The following is a 14,253-nucleotide window of genomic DNA, read 5'->3' as shown; positions in this document are numbered from 1 at the left end:
TATACCTTCTTTTTCAAAGGACTTTTTTGCACATTCATCAATTACATCATCACTTATAAATGGTGCTATCGACACCAGTGCACCTATACCTTCTTTTTCAAAGGACTTTTTTGCACATTCATCAATTACATCATCACTTATAAATGGTGCTATCGACACCAGTGCATCTATACCTTCTTTTTCAAAGGCTTTCTTTGCACATTCGTCAATTACATCCTCACTTATAAATGGTGCTATCGACAGGAGATCGCTTGTTTCAACTCTGTTCTTTACATTCTCAAAAAATTCATCAACTTGCTCAGTTCTGAGTAATGGTGCAATTTCAGAAATCTCTTCGAAAGATATCTCATTATGTTGTAAATAATCCTTAGTTGTATTATCTAGCATATTTTGTAGTATTTGTGTCCCTTTGCCTTCGTCCAAAATCTCATCGATACTTACATCGAAAATTTCTTTGATCAGAGGAAGCTTAGAAATATCAGGCATCGTTTCTCCTCGTTCCCAATTACTCACTGCTTGATAACTGATTCCAAGTTTATCAGCTAGACCCATCTGGGTAATTCCCATTCTTTTCCTTAACTTTGCAATATTCCTGCCTACTTTTGACATATCAAACACTGTCATCACCCTTTTGTTCATGATACTTTTAGTGTATATATCACTCTCAATTTTGTATATCAAGTGATGCTTGAGTTACAGGACTACAGCTATCGTTAATATAAATTTATTTAGTTAAATTGTAATACAAAAGAACTCTTCACAAAAGAATACCCACTTAAGTTACCACTACGCTCTACTGCCCGTTAGCACAACGCGGCTGCCGATCCAAGCCGGCAGCCGCGTTTTAGTTATTTATAAGCTATAGTATCCCGTTAGTTCAACGCTTTAGAGCAGCAAATATTCTTAACTTAGTAAAACAATTTGCTTTAAGAATATTTTTATTTATCTCTTGTAATGTTTCAATTAATTCCTTGGATTTTGAAATAAGTTCATTTTCAAAATCTTCCCAATGTATTGTCTCGTTGATAATTTCTTTTTTCAATGCATTAATAATAGTTTTCTATGAGTTCGGATAGATGGATAGATGGACCACCATGAATTTCAAGATTTTACTCACTGTAAAGGCAGTATGTATACTCACAAATATCCAGTATATACACTATAGTTTAATTGTTTAAAAAATTATATTCACAGGCATTTTCAGAATCGCTTATAGGATATCCTTACCTTCCTGGATATTTTCTATTCTATTAGCACAGAACTTATTACATAACCTTAATTCATTTAATCAGTAATTTTTTTAAACTCAAAAATAGTTGCCTCAGATAACAAGATAAGCCTATCGTTATTAACAACAAAAAAACTTACACTTACAGGTATGCTAAGTTTTGTAGAAGGGTCACTTATATCTATTGCTTTTACTACATCATTTATATTTAAGTCTGGGGTATCTATTTTATATAATCTATAAAAAGAGTCAGAGTTATAGCATGTCGCTGTAATCTCATATAATGGGTTTTTTAGTTCATATTGATAATCGCTATAGTTTTTAAGTCCTTTTGATGAAAAAAAGTCTTTTTTGATTATAATTTCATCTCCAATAAATTTTTGCCCTGTTGGATATTCAGAAGCATCATTATATGAATTTGAAAATCCTAAAAGCTTCTCAACTTTCCAAGTTCCATAGAAATATTTTCCTGTTTCACTATCCAAATTTATACGTTCTCCAGTACAATATTCGGATGTGTTTTTTGGAATAATAGACTCATCCGTTTCAGGTTTAGGCTCACTAGAAGTATTTGGATTTGATGTCATTTCAACATTTCCACAAGCCGATGCTAGCATCACCATTATCATAATACAAACCAATAATATTTTTTTCATATTTCACACTCCCACTATAAAGTTATGTTTTCGCCTTTTTACTCGCTTGTTAACTGGAAGATTTGCTCAATTGCGTTATCCTGCCCATTAGCTTAACACGGCTGCCGATCCATGTCGGCAGCCGTGTCTTAGTTATTTATTAAGCTATAGTTCCCCGTTAGCTAGCTCAATGACCAATCAATCTAATTCCAAACTATATAGATATCACCGTAATAAAACACCGCATATTCAACAAGTATTTCTCGCTCTTTATCTGTAGGACTAATTGAGAGCTTATCATTTCCTTCAAAAATTACTTTAATTGAATCATCATCCCCCGTGTGAACATCTTTAACTATTTGGTTGATTAAGTCGCACAGGGCATCTCGGTAGCCATTATTCTCGTAACTGTACTCCACACAGTTCAACGTTACCGATAGTGAAGCATAAACAGTTAGACATGCATCATTTGATTCGCAATGAAAACCAAATTGAATATAATCTCGAATAAATGTCACAGAGTACAGCACAGCTCCGATAACTTTGTCTATTGCCACCCGCCACTACCCCTTAAACCCGTTTATACAGCTTTATTCGCGAAAGAGTTAACAAATCCTTTCAAGTAAACTGCCCGTTAGCGGAATAAAGGGCTGCCGAGTGGCAGCCCTTACGGTATTAAACTATCGTTCTCCGTCAGTTCAATAACGAATAGTTCGAAAACCGAGGACAATAACTTTTTAGAACGGTTTCCTTATAACTTTGATGATGCGAGTACCACCGCGGATAAGCTTATTTGCTTGTTCACGGTTAATTCTTACTAGTACAGAAACATCAGTCGTGTTTTCAACGTCAAAAACTGAAAAAATACGACCATTAGCGAACAATACACCCTTCAATTCCACTTTTTTTCCGCGACTCGGTTTCGGAGGAGTTTTTTGAAATATCGTACGCATAACACCTGCTCGAATGAGACTACCTGCTTGTTTTGCAGTTGTCCGAACGCCGAATACCGGATCAATTTCGACTCCAGGTGATTTTGCCTCCACCTCAACAATTAGAAAAAAACGGTTACCAATCTTTGCTATACTATTCGCTCCAATGGTTACCGGCTGTGTTGTTTTCGCCAAATTACATCACTCCCTCGCGCTATCATATGGGAGATGTAACGTATTGGATCTAGATAATCGCCTATTACCTTATAATTCGATTTCTTGTTTCATGACATATTCCTGAGTCTTTTCTACATAATCAACTTTTGTCTGCTTATACCAACTTAAGTACTGCTTCGATAATAATCCAGAACCCCAGAAATCCTAATACAATACCAGCAACCTTTTCGGACCATTCGCCTAAAAAACGTTTGAATTTTGAACCAAATGTAAGCCCTAGAAAGGTAAAAACAAATGCTTGAAGAGCGATAAGAAGAATAGTAAGAGCTACAGGCACCTCTATGAGTCCTATTGAAAATCCAACTGCCAATTCATCTAAGGAAATACTTACAGCAGTCACGATAAGCGTCCAACCAACAAGATTTCGTTCTAACTTTTCCCCTTCTTCATCCTCATCTTCAAAAAATATTAGCCACGCGGCAACGCCAAGTAATAATACTCCACCAATAAGGGATGCCCAGTTTCCAACGAGTATTCCTGCCCAGTTTCCAATCAAAAAACCGATAAGAGGCATTATAGCCTCTGCACATGCAAATACAATGGCAATTTTAAATTTCCCTTTGGTTTTTAAGACACCTAATGATGTTGAAATCAAAAATGTATCAATTCCTAGGGATAGAATTAATAAAATCATTTTTAATAACATAGGCAACCTTTCCCCCCCCCTCGATGGCTCACTTTGTCCATATATTACCTTACAATAATATATTGAATCGTTCCTTAACAGCAACCTACTATTAAACTATCCTGCCCGTTAGCGTAACACGGCTGCCGATCCATGTCGGCAGCCGTGTCTTAGTTATTTATTAAGCTATAGTGTCCCGTTAGTTTAGCTTTTTTACAAATTAACTCGCTAGTTTTACTTCAATTTTCTCAACCCACAGGCAATCCTTTTAAAGCCACTGATGCGTATAATATAAAGATTTCGGCTTATATAACCGCAAATTATGCTTAATTACCGATTAAAGTTTTCTTGCTTTAAAAACGAAAGACAAGGGAAACATTTTCGCATTGAAAGCAGAATGATATATCTGTTCAACTTTACTCTCACTTTCAAGAGTTTGTTTATCAGTTTCTTCTATCATTTCCTCAATAAAAAATCCTGCTTTAGATAAAGCGTTAATATACGTTGAAACTTTTCTTTTGCTGAGTGAAACATCAAAGCCGTATTTTTCAAACGTAAAAAGATTTTCATCGTAATAAGAGCTTTTAACTACAAGATTATCTTCTTCAATTTCCATACATCTCATGACAGGGTGATCCCAGCTAAATATAAAAGTACCACCTTTTTTAAAATAGGATGCGATTAGATTAAATGTTTTTTGTAAATCGGTAGTCCAACCAATTGCATATATTGAATAAACAATATCAAAATAACCCATCGGTAAACCTGGATTCACTTCCATGGGACTATTGAATAAATGTGCTTCATATCCGCAATCTTTTAAATAACGGGTTGCATTTTCAATTTGCTGAGTTGACATATCAAGTCCCCAAAGTTCTGATGCATTATGGTCACCATGATATTTAAGAGAATGCCCACTTCCACAACCAATTTCAAGAACTTTTTTACCAGACACATCACCAAACAAATGTAAGTCTTCTTCGGATGGTATTAAGCATCCGAGTTCTGGGAGTGCAGTTACACCGAACCATTTGTCAGCAGTATTATCCCAAAACTTTTTATTTTGTTCTAAAAGCCCATTATTATCAAGAGTGTTTTTTCTTGAATTTAATAATATATTGCTCATTTAAACATCTCCTTAATTGTTGGTTTCGAATGAACCTATCGTAAATTGTATTATCCTTTTTTACAAACCTCAAAAACGCACGTTCGCTATTTTTCGTAAATTTACACTTTCGCATTATAATGCCTAAATTTAGGATTTTCAGAAAATAATAACTCTGTTTATCTCTCAAAACCTTAGATTCCCTCATCTTTCCTCTTCTAGTACATTAAGCATAACTGCCCGTTAGCTTAATGAACTTTCCCTAATACGTGGTTCCATCTCCACATTAATTCACCTTAAACAGCTCCATTATTAGGTGGACTCGATGCGGCTCATTATCGTTTTTATCCCTTTCTTGTAGTAATCTATTATTACTCAAATAAACAAAATTGAAAATGAAAGTGGGATTTATTTGGAGCACTTATATATTTCTATTGGGTTATTATTAGTTGGTGCAATTCTTTATAAAATAACAGATTTTCCGTCGATTATTTATATAGGATATTCTTCTTGGTGGGCTGGGTGGGGTTGGTTGGTATCTTGGATTATTTCATTATTATTCAACATGGAAATGACAAAACTATTTATGATAAGTGTTCTTATTATACTGATGGTTGTTTTCTATGGGGGTAAATCAATCATAAAACATTTTCGAAGGGATTAAACTATCCTGCCCAATAGCTTAATAAAAAAAGGAGCAGCTGTCGCGACATCCTGCTCCTTTTTTCGTTGAACTATCGTGTCCCGTTAGTTCAACAAAAAAGGACGCTCCCGCGCCTTTGCGTGGACTACGTCCTCTTCATTATATTTTATTTCCAATTATTAATTAAAGAACATACGCGGGTAGCATGTAGTGCTTTAAAAGGTGCCTTATCCTAGCCTAAGCACTAAGAAAATACTATATTTTCTCATTCTACAACTTTATTTTCCTAGTCTGTTAATGGTTTATTTTCTTTTAACACCATTCGCTTCATTTGCGAAAGAACCGTTTATCATTTTTTCCTGTTTTCGAAATCGCTTAACCGCGAGCTGCCGATATGAGCGCAATGATGAAAGAAGCAAGTGCAGCTAAGGATGCAAGCGTACGTACAGTATTCCACACTGTCCAACTAACGACATAACGCGACCAGAGGTCAGCCCCAGCTGTACTGCCTGGATCAACGACGGCAAGCGAATCATTCAATGGCACATTGAGTACTGCCGTCACCATAAAGCTGATTAGATATAAAAGACTGCCGATGAACAGAGCCTTCGATCCTGCCTGACTCCATCTAGCGAGAGAGACGATCGCGAGTACAACACTTGCTAAAGCTGTTCCGAAAAATACGAAACTAAACCAAAAGTTGAGCACGACGACATTAATGGATTGCATGGCATTAATCCCTTGTGCTGCTGGGATGCGGGAGAGAGCTGTCATCACGAATGCCGAGAAGGCGAAGAATATTCCGGCAATCAATCCGGACCCCAGTGCCGAAGAAAAAGTTAACAAATTTAGAAAACCTTTCATTTCTGCGTGGCTCCCCAGATGCCAGCAGCGGCCACTTTCTTCGCATAGTCAGCAAAATCAAGCGGTTCACGACCAAGAGCTACCTGAACACCATCCGTCAGATGCGCATTACGACCGTCCAACACTTGAATGAATAAATAGTTCAGCAGTGATATAACATCTTTCGGTAGACCTTCCTGCGTCAGCGCTGACGTAAACGCATCCGCGGAAATTTGCACATACCTAACATCCTGCCCGCTCGCATTAGCAATCTCCCTAACTGCTTCCGCGAAGGTCAGCAAACGTGGCCCAGTCAACTCGTAAAGCTTGCCGATATGACGATCATCGGAAAGTGCCGCAACGGCGACATCCGCAATGTCATCCGCATCGATAAACGGCTCCTTCACATCGCCTACCGGTAAGGCAACCGTACCGCTCAGTACAAAGTCGAGCAAGAAGTTCTCACTGAAGTTTTGGCTGAACCAGCTCGCCCGCAGGATCGTCCATTCAGCCCCTGAGTTCTGCAGTGCCAGCTCACTAAGCTGAGCTTCTTCCTCACCTCGGCCTGATAAGAGTACCAGCCGCTTTATCCCGTTTTCCACTGCCAATCTGGCGAAAGAACCAATTGCATCGGCTGCCCCTGGCACAGCCAGATCTGGGTAGTAAGTGATATAGACTGCTCTAACATCGTACAGAGCCGCTTCCCATGTAGACGGGTTCTCCCAATCAAAAGGCACTTCACCGGAACGAGAGCCGATGCGAACTGGCAATCCTTGACAAGTCAATCTTTCCGCCACACGACGTCCTGTCTTCCCTGTACCGCCTAGAACCAAAAACTTTTCCCCTGTACGAATATTCATAAACATCCTCCTCATAATTGTTTGTACATACAATTTTTTTTATTGAAGAACCTAACCTTTTTCTATAACCTCCAATTGTTCGCTTGCCTCAAAGATCTGTAAAGTTAATTCATCTCCTTGCTTTTCACCCAAAATATCATTGTAATTGCTGCGAAGATTTGTCCAGCACCGTTGAATCTCATCTGCCAATGCTCTGCCTTTTTCTGTCGACGATATTAGCGACATCCTCCCTTCCACACGGTTAACGATCACGCCTTTAGCAATAAGCTTTTCGATTAATCGAGTCACCGTTGAAGGCTGAAGGTGAAGAATCTGCGCGATCTCTTTCTGCGAAATGCTTTCTTTTTCATACACGGCCATCAGCAAAAATGCAGAAGTCGGCGATAATCCTATGGTTGCAAATTCCCTTTCCGCCATTTTTGTAATGACCCTGCTAAGACGACTCGCGGTAAAATACAGGCATTCTTTGAAAAATATCTCAAGCATTTTTCTGCCTTCTTTCTGGGTAGAAGTTATAAAAGTTGCTAAGTTGCTTGCACATACAATTATAAGGAATATCCCAGTAAATGTAAACCCTTTTTTTTACATCACTTGCTTTAAACTGTTCTGCCTTTCATGTTGGTGAAAATAAAGTATTAGCAGGAGTCGTTGATTTGACTCAGTTTTTGAATTGAAAAAAGGATAACTTTTGAAGAATAAGTATTAGACTGCTCCATTAAAAAAACAGCGGCGGACCAAGACTTAAAAAAATAAAGTCTTAGACTGTCGCTGTTGTTATTCAACTAACGTGTCCCGTTAGTTCAATAACGGCTACTCTTTAAAATAGTGACCGATCTCATCCGGCAGTTTGCTTTCGATATGAGGAAGCCCGAACTGGCTATCCTTTTCCATAATCCCGTAGTTCTGTCCTAAGACATTTTCACCTATCAACAGAACCGTGTATCGAGGCTCAACATCAAAATGAAATTCATTGTGAGGCCCTTGCTGTCGAAATAATTGAAAAAAAGAATCTTTCTCTTGTCCTTCGAGTTCTCGAAGCAGCTCAGTCCCTCTAAAGATTTTGATTTGTCTTACGGGTTGATCTTCAATGTCGGGGTAATAAGATTTCCCATCTCCACCATTGCGTACATAGACGAGATAACCGGTAACGTTCGCTACTAAACCGGTATGATTACTTTCGGCTTTTACAACAACCACATCATGTTCCGGGTAGCTAGGGATGGAATAAGCCGGGGTTCCCTCAGCTACTAAAGATCCGCGGTCAACTTGACCCATCTCTACGATTCCCGTTGCGTCCAACAGTGTCAGTTCCCAAGCGTTAATGTAATGCTTATCCCCTACATTAATAAAATCGGGATAAGACGATTCGGACTCAGATGTATGACTACTTGGAGTTGGTTTCGCAGCAGAAGTAGGACTCGATTGCGAACAACCCGTCATCAAAATCAATAACAGGCACAAATAATAAACTTTCATCAGATCACCTCTAATCGCAATGACGGGAAATATTCTAAAAATTAGGACGCTTTAGAGATGATTAAGTTGCGCTATCCTGCCCGTTAGTTGAATAAGGATTTCCATTTTGATGCTATTTCTAATAAAGCATTAATGCTTCGATTAGAATAAGGATCTTCTCCCTCTTTCCATTCAGGCTCACGTGGTATCTCAGTACCTGTTATTATCTCCAAAGCAAAATGCCTTTCCCCAAAAGTTCCAATTCTTTTATTTTGTGCATCTTCTATTAATCCATCAATCAAAGGCTTAATGAATTTTTTGTTTTTTATTGTTGAAGCTAACTTACAAGCATTATATCGAATATCTGTATTTTCATCGTTTATCAATGTACAAATTGTCGGTGTTAATTCCTCCCAAAAATTTGGACATAATGAAAGTGCATATATCCCCCCCATTCTAACACTAGGGGATTCATCTGTAAGACAATGCGATATATCTAACGAACTCAGGATTGATGGTTGGGTCGAAAGAACAGTAATCGCAGCTGCTCTTACATTATATGAAGGATGGTATAACACCTTTTGCACAATACTTGCTGCTTCATTAGGTACTTTCTCAGGTAAAAAAGATAAAAGAATATCAATAAGATTGTGATCAAAACAGCTGATTTTTTCTATTTTTTCTGTTAAAGAACGTTCTCTCCAATGTTTCCACTGTAAATACATAGAACTCTGAATGTCAGCGTCAGTAATTTGATGAGAATCAAACGTGAGAACACTTGAGGATGCAAGCCCAGCCTTAAATTCTACCCATTCTTCATTCGACTCGGAGCTAGAAACTAGTGCTATTTTGACTTGTTCAGCTGTCAAGTTGGGTTGTACTTGCAATAAACATGCTGCCAATCCTAGAACTATGGGAGCGGCATAAGATGTTCCCCATTGTCGAGTATAATTTGGAGGAAGATTGTCGTGCATCACTGTATAATGATTTAATCGTTCTTCTTCTGACTTAAATGGGAACGGTAAAACGACATTCATTGCTGGAGCCAAAATATCAGGATTCCATTTTCCATCAAACGTAAAACCCTTACAACCTGGAATAGGAGCAGCAATCTCAATTTTTCCACTTTCAGGTATAGCAACACCTCCAACAGATAAAGCGGAAGGTGAAATGACAGAACTACTAGTAAGTTCATTATTGTTTCCGGATGCCACTACAACCAATATTCCTTTGTGAACTAACTCCTCACATAAAATACGAAGAGGATCTGCTTGCCAAGGAAGAAGTCCCGTATCTCTTTGACCAGCAACTGTTAAAACAACCCCCCTTATCCCATATTTTTCTCCATATTGATTCACCCACTCTAATGCACGCCCTACATTTTTTTCAACTTCTTCTGCCGTCCTTAGCGATCCTGTTTCAATTAAGTACATATCTGCTTCAGGAGCAACCCCAGTATATACTCCATTTGACAACAATCCAGTTCCTCCAGCAGCAGCAGCTGTCCATAATCCGTGAAGACCATTATTCAGTTGTGTTTCACTTGTAATTTTAATTGGTACAGGATTGTTTGTATGTGTTTTTACCAAGAAGGAATTTCTATTGTCGTTAGAAATAATGTCTGGGTGACAATAAAAACCCCCATCAATAATGGCAATTTTCACCCCTTTACCAGTAATGTTTTTTGGAATGCGAAGAAAATCTCTGATTGAAGTCCAATTCATTTTTATTCCTCCTATTAGTTATCCTTACAAACACAAAATAGTCCCCGGCATTAAATGCCAAGGACTACTCAAATAAACATCCATATTTTCCCACGATTTAATTATATCACAGTGATTTAATAAATAAAGTGCTTCCTTAAACTATCCTGCCCGTTAGCGCAACGCGGCTGCCGATCCATGCCGGCAGCCGCGTTTTAATTAAGCTATAGTGTCCCGTTAGTTGAGCAATGAAGCCTGCACAGTGAGCGGCTCCGATTATTACCAAACTACAAAATCTCCCAATTGGCCAGCATAATCGATTCGGCCTCGTCCCAGAGCCGCGGTAGTCGGGGATCCCCGTGTCCGTGGAGATCCCCGCCCCCGTCAACACCGCCACCAGCGGCCATTTCTCGCTCATGCCCCGGACGATACGTCCCGCAGCCGCTTCCGGCTACCGGTTATCACCGGCAGGAACGCCACCAGGTACAGCGCCGCTCCGACCGTCAGGAAGTTCAGCGACGCCCCCATCGCAAGGGTGCCCAGTAGCACCAGCACCGGGCTCCACCACGGGGCGGCGCGACGCACCGCCAACCGCACCAGCAGCGCGATCAGGCCGACGTACAGCAGCATCGGCACCACCGTGTACACCAGCGGCATCACCCCCGGCACCGACTGCACCCGCTCGAACAGCGCCGACCGGGACTCCAGGTCCGCGGAGACGGCGTTCGCGTACAAGTCGATCCCGGCCTGCGCCAGACCCGACGCGACACCGGCGCAGCCTACCGCCAGCCACACCCGGCCCCACGCCGTGTCCCAGCCGCCCAGCCGCCACAGCTCCACCAAGCCGACGCCCATCAGCACCAGCCCGGCGAACAGCGCCAGGTGCCCCACCGTCCACCCGATCCCCATCTCGCGCGAGCCCGGCACCAGCCGCACCGCACCGTACACCGCCAGCAGCCCCGCCGACCATCCCAGCGCAAGCGCCCGATTAAAGTGGGTCTTGGCTTCTAACAATTTCTCTTCTAAATACGGGGTTTCCAGGTTATTGTTCATAATCGCCATTCCACCTCTCTTCGCACTAGCCCTATTATAATAGAACAACCGCTTATAGGGAAGTTTTAACATAAATGGATTTTATGACCTTCAATATGCTTAGGTTTTAACATCGATACACATGTGTGGAAATACTTGTAAGACAAAAAAGTCTCTCCATTTTTTGAGAGACCTAGGCAGTAACGTTTATAAACACCTCAATATTCATGAATAATTCATTATCCTATGCTGTCCGTTACTTCAATGAAAACAGGGAGCAGCTACTGCAGTAATCTGCTCCCTGGCTATTCAACTATCGTGTCCCGTAAGCTCAATAATTTGGTTCGTAAATCTTATCTGTATCTGTATCAATTACAATATCAACCTGAATATCACCTTCGTAACGTAACTGCTCAAAATTATGGAGTCGACAAAATATCTCTGGAACATCTCTAATGTGTAATGCAAGCTTTTTTGCTTGAATATACTTTTGTTTTAACTCCTGCTTTGAACATTTTTTTCCTGTAATTAGAACTCGGCAATAAAATCCATCAATTTCAATTACCATAGCTCAGAATATAATCCTTGTTACACATAGTATTTCACAATCGAGCTATCGTGTCCCGTTAGCGTAATGATGGTCACTTAATTATCGAGGCGTACAAGCCAATTGGCGTTAACTTTTATTTAACCACTTCCTTCAACTCTTCATCCTTATTACGTGGCTCTTTCAAAGAATGAATCAATACAATAAGGACACCAATGCATAAGAAGGAATCAGCTACATTAAAAACGGGGAAGTGGAAAAAATGAACTTGAATCATGTCCACAACTTCCCCTTTAAAAACACGGTCAATAAAATTGCCCAGCGCTCCGCCCAATATAAGGGCTAAGCCATAAGGCAAGATCGTTTTTTCACGATGCGCTCTGGGTAAATAGAGCATAATTCCGATAAGGACAACGGTCGTCGCGATAATAAAAAATGTGATTTGTCCTTGCAAAATGCCAAAAGCAGCCCCTCTGTTTCGGATGGATGTAAGCCCAAGAACTCCAGGTATTAAGGGGATTTCTTGTCCGATTTTCATATAAGTCGACACAAGCCATTTTGCCGCATGGTCCGCAATAATCACGCACAAGGCTATAAAGTAGTAACGTAACACGATGTGAACTCCTCTCCCGTTCTTCAATCCTCTTTGACAACCGGCAATGTCAAGTAAAACTCGGCACCTGCCCCCGGTTTGCTCTGCACCCCAATATGACCTCCATGCTCTTCTACGATTCGTTTGCATATAGCAAGACCCAATCCGGCTCCCCCGAACGCACGGGAACGCGATTTTTCTCCTCGATAAAAGCGTTCGAACAAGTATGGAGTATCCTCTTCGGAGATTCCAATCCCATTGTCTCTGATCACAATCCGAATCCAGTCCGCTTCGTCTCGAGTCGAAATTGTCATTTCAGCGGGATTTCCGGCATATTTTTTTGCATTTTCGATGATATTTTCAAACACCTGCGCCATGCGATCGCTATCGACTTGAATAGGTCTGGAGGGAAAGGGCCGTTCGACAGTCAATACAACCGCAGCATCATGAAACTCCATTTCGAATGGTGCTATCATCGCTTCGAGGAACTCTCGGCTGTCTTGTTCCCGAATGTCCATCACCAGTTGTCCTGACTCTAATTGCGAGAATTGAAACAGATCTTCAATCAAGCGGTCAAGTAGATCGGTTTTGTTTTTGATAACCGCAAGATATCGGGTGACCTTCTGCTCATCCCGGGCTATGCCGTCCTGCAAACCTTCGACGTATCCGCGAATGGATGTAATCGGTGTCCGTAAATCGTGGGAAATATTCGCGATCAGCTCATTGCGGGACCGTTCGTAAGCAGCTTGCCGATCCAAAGATTCCTTTAACCTGGCTCGCATGACATCGAAAGCGGAACTGAAACGGCCCATCTCGTCATTGTATCGATTTCGAATTTCAACATCCAAATTGCCATTCATAATCTGTTCCGCGGCAGCATTCAATTCCTTAAGCGGCAGGAGGATACGTCTTGTGATGACCCGTGCTAATAGATAAGCGCATAAAACAAACGCCACCGCCAGAATACCGATCAGGAACATGTAGTTTATTCCAATAGCCCCTTCGATTGGATCCGTATGCTTTTCTCGGACTCCGGAAATGCTCATCAAAACAGCAGGAACGATGATGATCACGGTCAGCGTTGCGATCAGCTTGAAGCGAATTCCGAGCTTCATCGCGGACCACCGTCAAGCTTGTAGCCGACTCCCCACACCGTTTTGATCATCGTCGGATTGGCGGGGTCGACTTCGATTTTTTCCCGGATTTTCTTAATATGAACGGTTACGGTATTCAAGTCCCCGCGTTCGTCGAGCCCCCATACATGCTGAAAAATTTGTACGCGAGTCAGTACCTGATTCGGATGAAGGGCAAAAAAACGAAGCACCTCGAACTCCTTAGCCGAGAATGGGACAGGTTGATTCCGGACCGTCACTTCATAAGCCTTAATATTAAGCTCCAGATCTTGATATCGGACGATTTCCGATGTCCCCACAGGAGACAAAAGCTGATTGGCCCTTCTGAGCTGCGCCTTGACCCTTGCGATAATCTCGCCTGGACTAAAAGGCTTAACGACATAATCGTCTGCACCGATCCCTAGTCCGATAATTTTATCCACGTCGCTTTTCTTGGCGCTAAGCATGATGATCGGTATTGACGATTCCGATCGGATCGTGCGACATACTTCCATTCCGTCAAGCTTGGGCAGCATGATATCCAAAATCATCAATTGCGGCCGGTATTCTCTGTATAGGTGTATCGCCTCTCGTCCATCGCTTGCGATGATGACCTCAAAATGTTCTTCCACCAGGTAGTCTTTTAACAATTCGGCGATTTCTTCCTCATCTTCCACGATCAAGATTCTGTCAAACGACACAGG

18 protein-coding genes are annotated in these 14,253 nt (G+C 41.0%); all 18 read right to left on the bottom strand.

Annotated features, from left to right (window positions below; translation table 11 throughout):
- Positions 1 to 609: helix-turn-helix domain-containing protein (locus ACFQZR_RS12615; protein ID WP_379346285.1), on the bottom strand; the 609-nt coding region annotated here is incomplete at its 3' end.
- A gap of 268 nt (positions 610 to 877) precedes the next feature.
- A complete protein-coding gene (locus tag ACFQZR_RS12610) occupies positions 878 to 1,042 on the bottom strand; it encodes a hypothetical protein (RefSeq protein WP_379346283.1) in 165 nt (54 codons plus the stop codon).
- 242 nt (positions 1,043 to 1,284) lie between these two features.
- The gene (locus ACFQZR_RS12605; protein ID WP_379346281.1) at positions 1,285 to 1,884 is read right to left on the bottom strand and encodes a hypothetical protein; all 600 of its coding nucleotides are present in this window, start codon (positions 1,882 to 1,884) and stop codon (positions 1,285 to 1,287) included.
- Between the two features lie 182 nt (positions 1,885 to 2,066).
- Positions 2,067 to 2,420, bottom strand: a complete 354-nt coding sequence (locus ACFQZR_RS12600; protein WP_379346279.1) for a hypothetical protein — start codon at positions 2,418 to 2,420, stop codon at positions 2,067 to 2,069.
- A gap of 180 nt (positions 2,421 to 2,600) precedes the next feature.
- Positions 2,601 to 2,990 carry a hypothetical protein gene (locus tag ACFQZR_RS12595; protein ID WP_379346277.1) on the bottom strand — a complete coding sequence of 130 codons (390 nt, stop codon included), beginning with the start codon at positions 2,988 to 2,990 and terminating at the stop codon, positions 2,601 to 2,603.
- A 136-nt stretch (positions 2,991 to 3,126) separates the two neighbouring features.
- Positions 3,127 to 3,666 (bottom strand): manganese efflux pump MntP, encoded by a 540-nt coding sequence (locus ACFQZR_RS12590; protein ID WP_379346275.1) that lies wholly within the window; start codon positions 3,664 to 3,666, stop codon positions 3,127 to 3,129.
- A gap of 328 nt (positions 3,667 to 3,994) precedes the next feature.
- Positions 3,995 to 4,783 (bottom strand): class I SAM-dependent methyltransferase, encoded by a 789-nt coding sequence (locus ACFQZR_RS12585; RefSeq protein ID WP_379346273.1) that lies wholly within the window; start codon positions 4,781 to 4,783, stop codon positions 3,995 to 3,997.
- 997 nt (positions 4,784 to 5,780) lie between these two features.
- Positions 5,781 to 6,269 carry an anthrone oxygenase family protein gene (locus tag ACFQZR_RS12580; RefSeq protein ID WP_379346271.1) on the bottom strand — a complete coding sequence of 163 codons (489 nt, stop codon included), beginning with the start codon at positions 6,267 to 6,269 and terminating at the stop codon, positions 5,781 to 5,783.
- Complete coding sequence (locus tag ACFQZR_RS12575; protein WP_379346269.1) at positions 6,266 to 7,108, bottom strand: NAD(P)H-binding protein; 843 nt, start codon at positions 7,106 to 7,108, stop codon at positions 6,266 to 6,268. Before ACFQZR_RS12575 ends, ACFQZR_RS12580 begins: the two co-directional genes overlap by 4 nt.
- 51 nt (positions 7,109 to 7,159) lie before the next feature.
- Entirely contained in the window at positions 7,160 to 7,594 is a 435-nt protein-coding gene (locus tag ACFQZR_RS12570) for a MarR family winged helix-turn-helix transcriptional regulator (RefSeq protein WP_379346267.1), read from the bottom strand.
- A gap of 324 nt (positions 7,595 to 7,918) precedes the next feature.
- A complete protein-coding gene (locus ACFQZR_RS12565) occupies positions 7,919 to 8,584 on the bottom strand; it encodes a hypothetical protein (RefSeq protein ID WP_379346265.1) in 666 nt (221 codons plus the stop codon).
- An 83-nt stretch (positions 8,585 to 8,667) separates the two neighbouring features.
- On the bottom strand, positions 8,668 to 10,287 hold the full coding sequence (locus tag ACFQZR_RS12560) for a S8 family serine peptidase (RefSeq protein WP_379346263.1): 1,620 nt from the start codon (positions 10,285 to 10,287) through the stop codon (positions 8,668 to 8,670).
- A gap of 136 nt (positions 10,288 to 10,423) precedes the next feature.
- Positions 10,424 to 10,552 carry a hypothetical protein gene (locus ACFQZR_RS12555; protein ID WP_379346261.1) on the bottom strand — a complete coding sequence of 43 codons (129 nt, stop codon included), beginning with the start codon at positions 10,550 to 10,552 and terminating at the stop codon, positions 10,424 to 10,426.
- Positions 10,553 to 10,680: 128 nt separating this feature from the next.
- Entirely contained in the window at positions 10,681 to 11,319 is a 639-nt protein-coding gene (locus ACFQZR_RS12550) for a hypothetical protein (RefSeq protein WP_379346259.1), read from the bottom strand.
- A gap of 310 nt (positions 11,320 to 11,629) precedes the next feature.
- Positions 11,630 to 11,866 (bottom strand): hypothetical protein, encoded by a 237-nt coding sequence (locus ACFQZR_RS12545; protein ID WP_379346257.1) that lies wholly within the window; start codon positions 11,864 to 11,866, stop codon positions 11,630 to 11,632.
- A 115-nt stretch (positions 11,867 to 11,981) separates the two neighbouring features.
- Positions 11,982 to 12,458, bottom strand: coding sequence for a signal peptidase II (gene lspA / locus ACFQZR_RS12540; protein ID WP_379346255.1), 477 nt, complete (start codon positions 12,456 to 12,458; stop codon positions 11,982 to 11,984).
- Between the two features lie 23 nt (positions 12,459 to 12,481).
- Positions 12,482 to 13,552, bottom strand: coding sequence for a sensor histidine kinase (locus tag ACFQZR_RS12535; RefSeq protein ID WP_379346253.1), 1,071 nt, complete (start codon positions 13,550 to 13,552; stop codon positions 12,482 to 12,484).
- Positions 13,549 to 14,250: a response regulator transcription factor gene (locus tag ACFQZR_RS12530; protein ID WP_379346251.1), complete on the bottom strand. Its 702-nt coding sequence runs from the start codon at positions 14,248 to 14,250 to the stop codon at positions 13,549 to 13,551. The genes ACFQZR_RS12535 and ACFQZR_RS12530 overlap by 4 nt, the downstream gene beginning before the upstream one ends.
- Positions 14,251 to 14,253: the final 3 nt, after the last annotated feature.

The organism is Paenibacillus sp. GCM10027629 (assembly GCF_042676425.1).
In the GTDB taxonomy this organism is placed as follows: Bacteria; Bacillota; Bacilli; order Paenibacillales; family Paenibacillaceae; genus Paenibacillus_K; species Paenibacillus_K terrigena.
This window is presented reverse-complemented; position numbering and strand designations above follow the sequence as displayed.

What these genes read in the sequence shown, in the direction of transcription:
- ACFQZR_RS12560 (WP_379346263.1), bottom strand. Translation starts at nt 10,287, where the DNA reads ATGAATTGGACTTCAATCAGAGATTTTCTTCGCATTCCAAAAAACATT.
- ACFQZR_RS12550 (WP_379346259.1), bottom strand. Translation starts at nt 11,319, where the DNA reads ATGAACAATAACCTGGAAACCCCGTATTTAGAAGAGAAATTGTTAGAA.
- ACFQZR_RS12570 (WP_379346267.1), bottom strand. Translation starts at nt 7,594, where the DNA reads ATGCTTGAGATATTTTTCAAAGAATGCCTGTATTTTACCGCGAGTCGT.
- ACFQZR_RS12590 (WP_379346275.1), bottom strand. Translation starts at nt 3,666, where the DNA reads ATGATTTTATTAATTCTATCCCTAGGAATTGATACATTTTTGATTTCA.
- ACFQZR_RS12580 (WP_379346271.1), bottom strand. Translation starts at nt 6,269, where the DNA reads ATGAAAGGTTTTCTAAATTTGTTAACTTTTTCTTCGGCACTGGGGTCC.
- ACFQZR_RS12535 (WP_379346253.1), bottom strand. Translation starts at nt 13,552, where the DNA reads ATGAAGCTCGGAATTCGCTTCAAGCTGATCGCAACGCTGACCGTGATC.
- ACFQZR_RS12585 (WP_379346273.1), bottom strand. Translation starts at nt 4,783, where the DNA reads ATGAGCAATATATTATTAAATTCAAGAAAAAACACTCTTGATAATAAT.
- ACFQZR_RS12565 (WP_379346265.1), bottom strand. Translation starts at nt 8,584, where the DNA reads ATGAAAGTTTATTATTTGTGCCTGTTATTGATTTTGATGACGGGTTGT.
- ACFQZR_RS12575 (WP_379346269.1), bottom strand. Translation starts at nt 7,108, where the DNA reads ATGAATATTCGTACAGGGGAAAAGTTTTTGGTTCTAGGCGGTACAGGG.
- ACFQZR_RS12545 (WP_379346257.1), bottom strand. Translation starts at nt 11,866, where the DNA reads ATGGTAATTGAAATTGATGGATTTTATTGCCGAGTTCTAATTACAGGA.
- ACFQZR_RS12605 (WP_379346281.1), bottom strand. Translation starts at nt 1,884, where the DNA reads ATGAAAAAAATATTATTGGTTTGTATTATGATAATGGTGATGCTAGCA.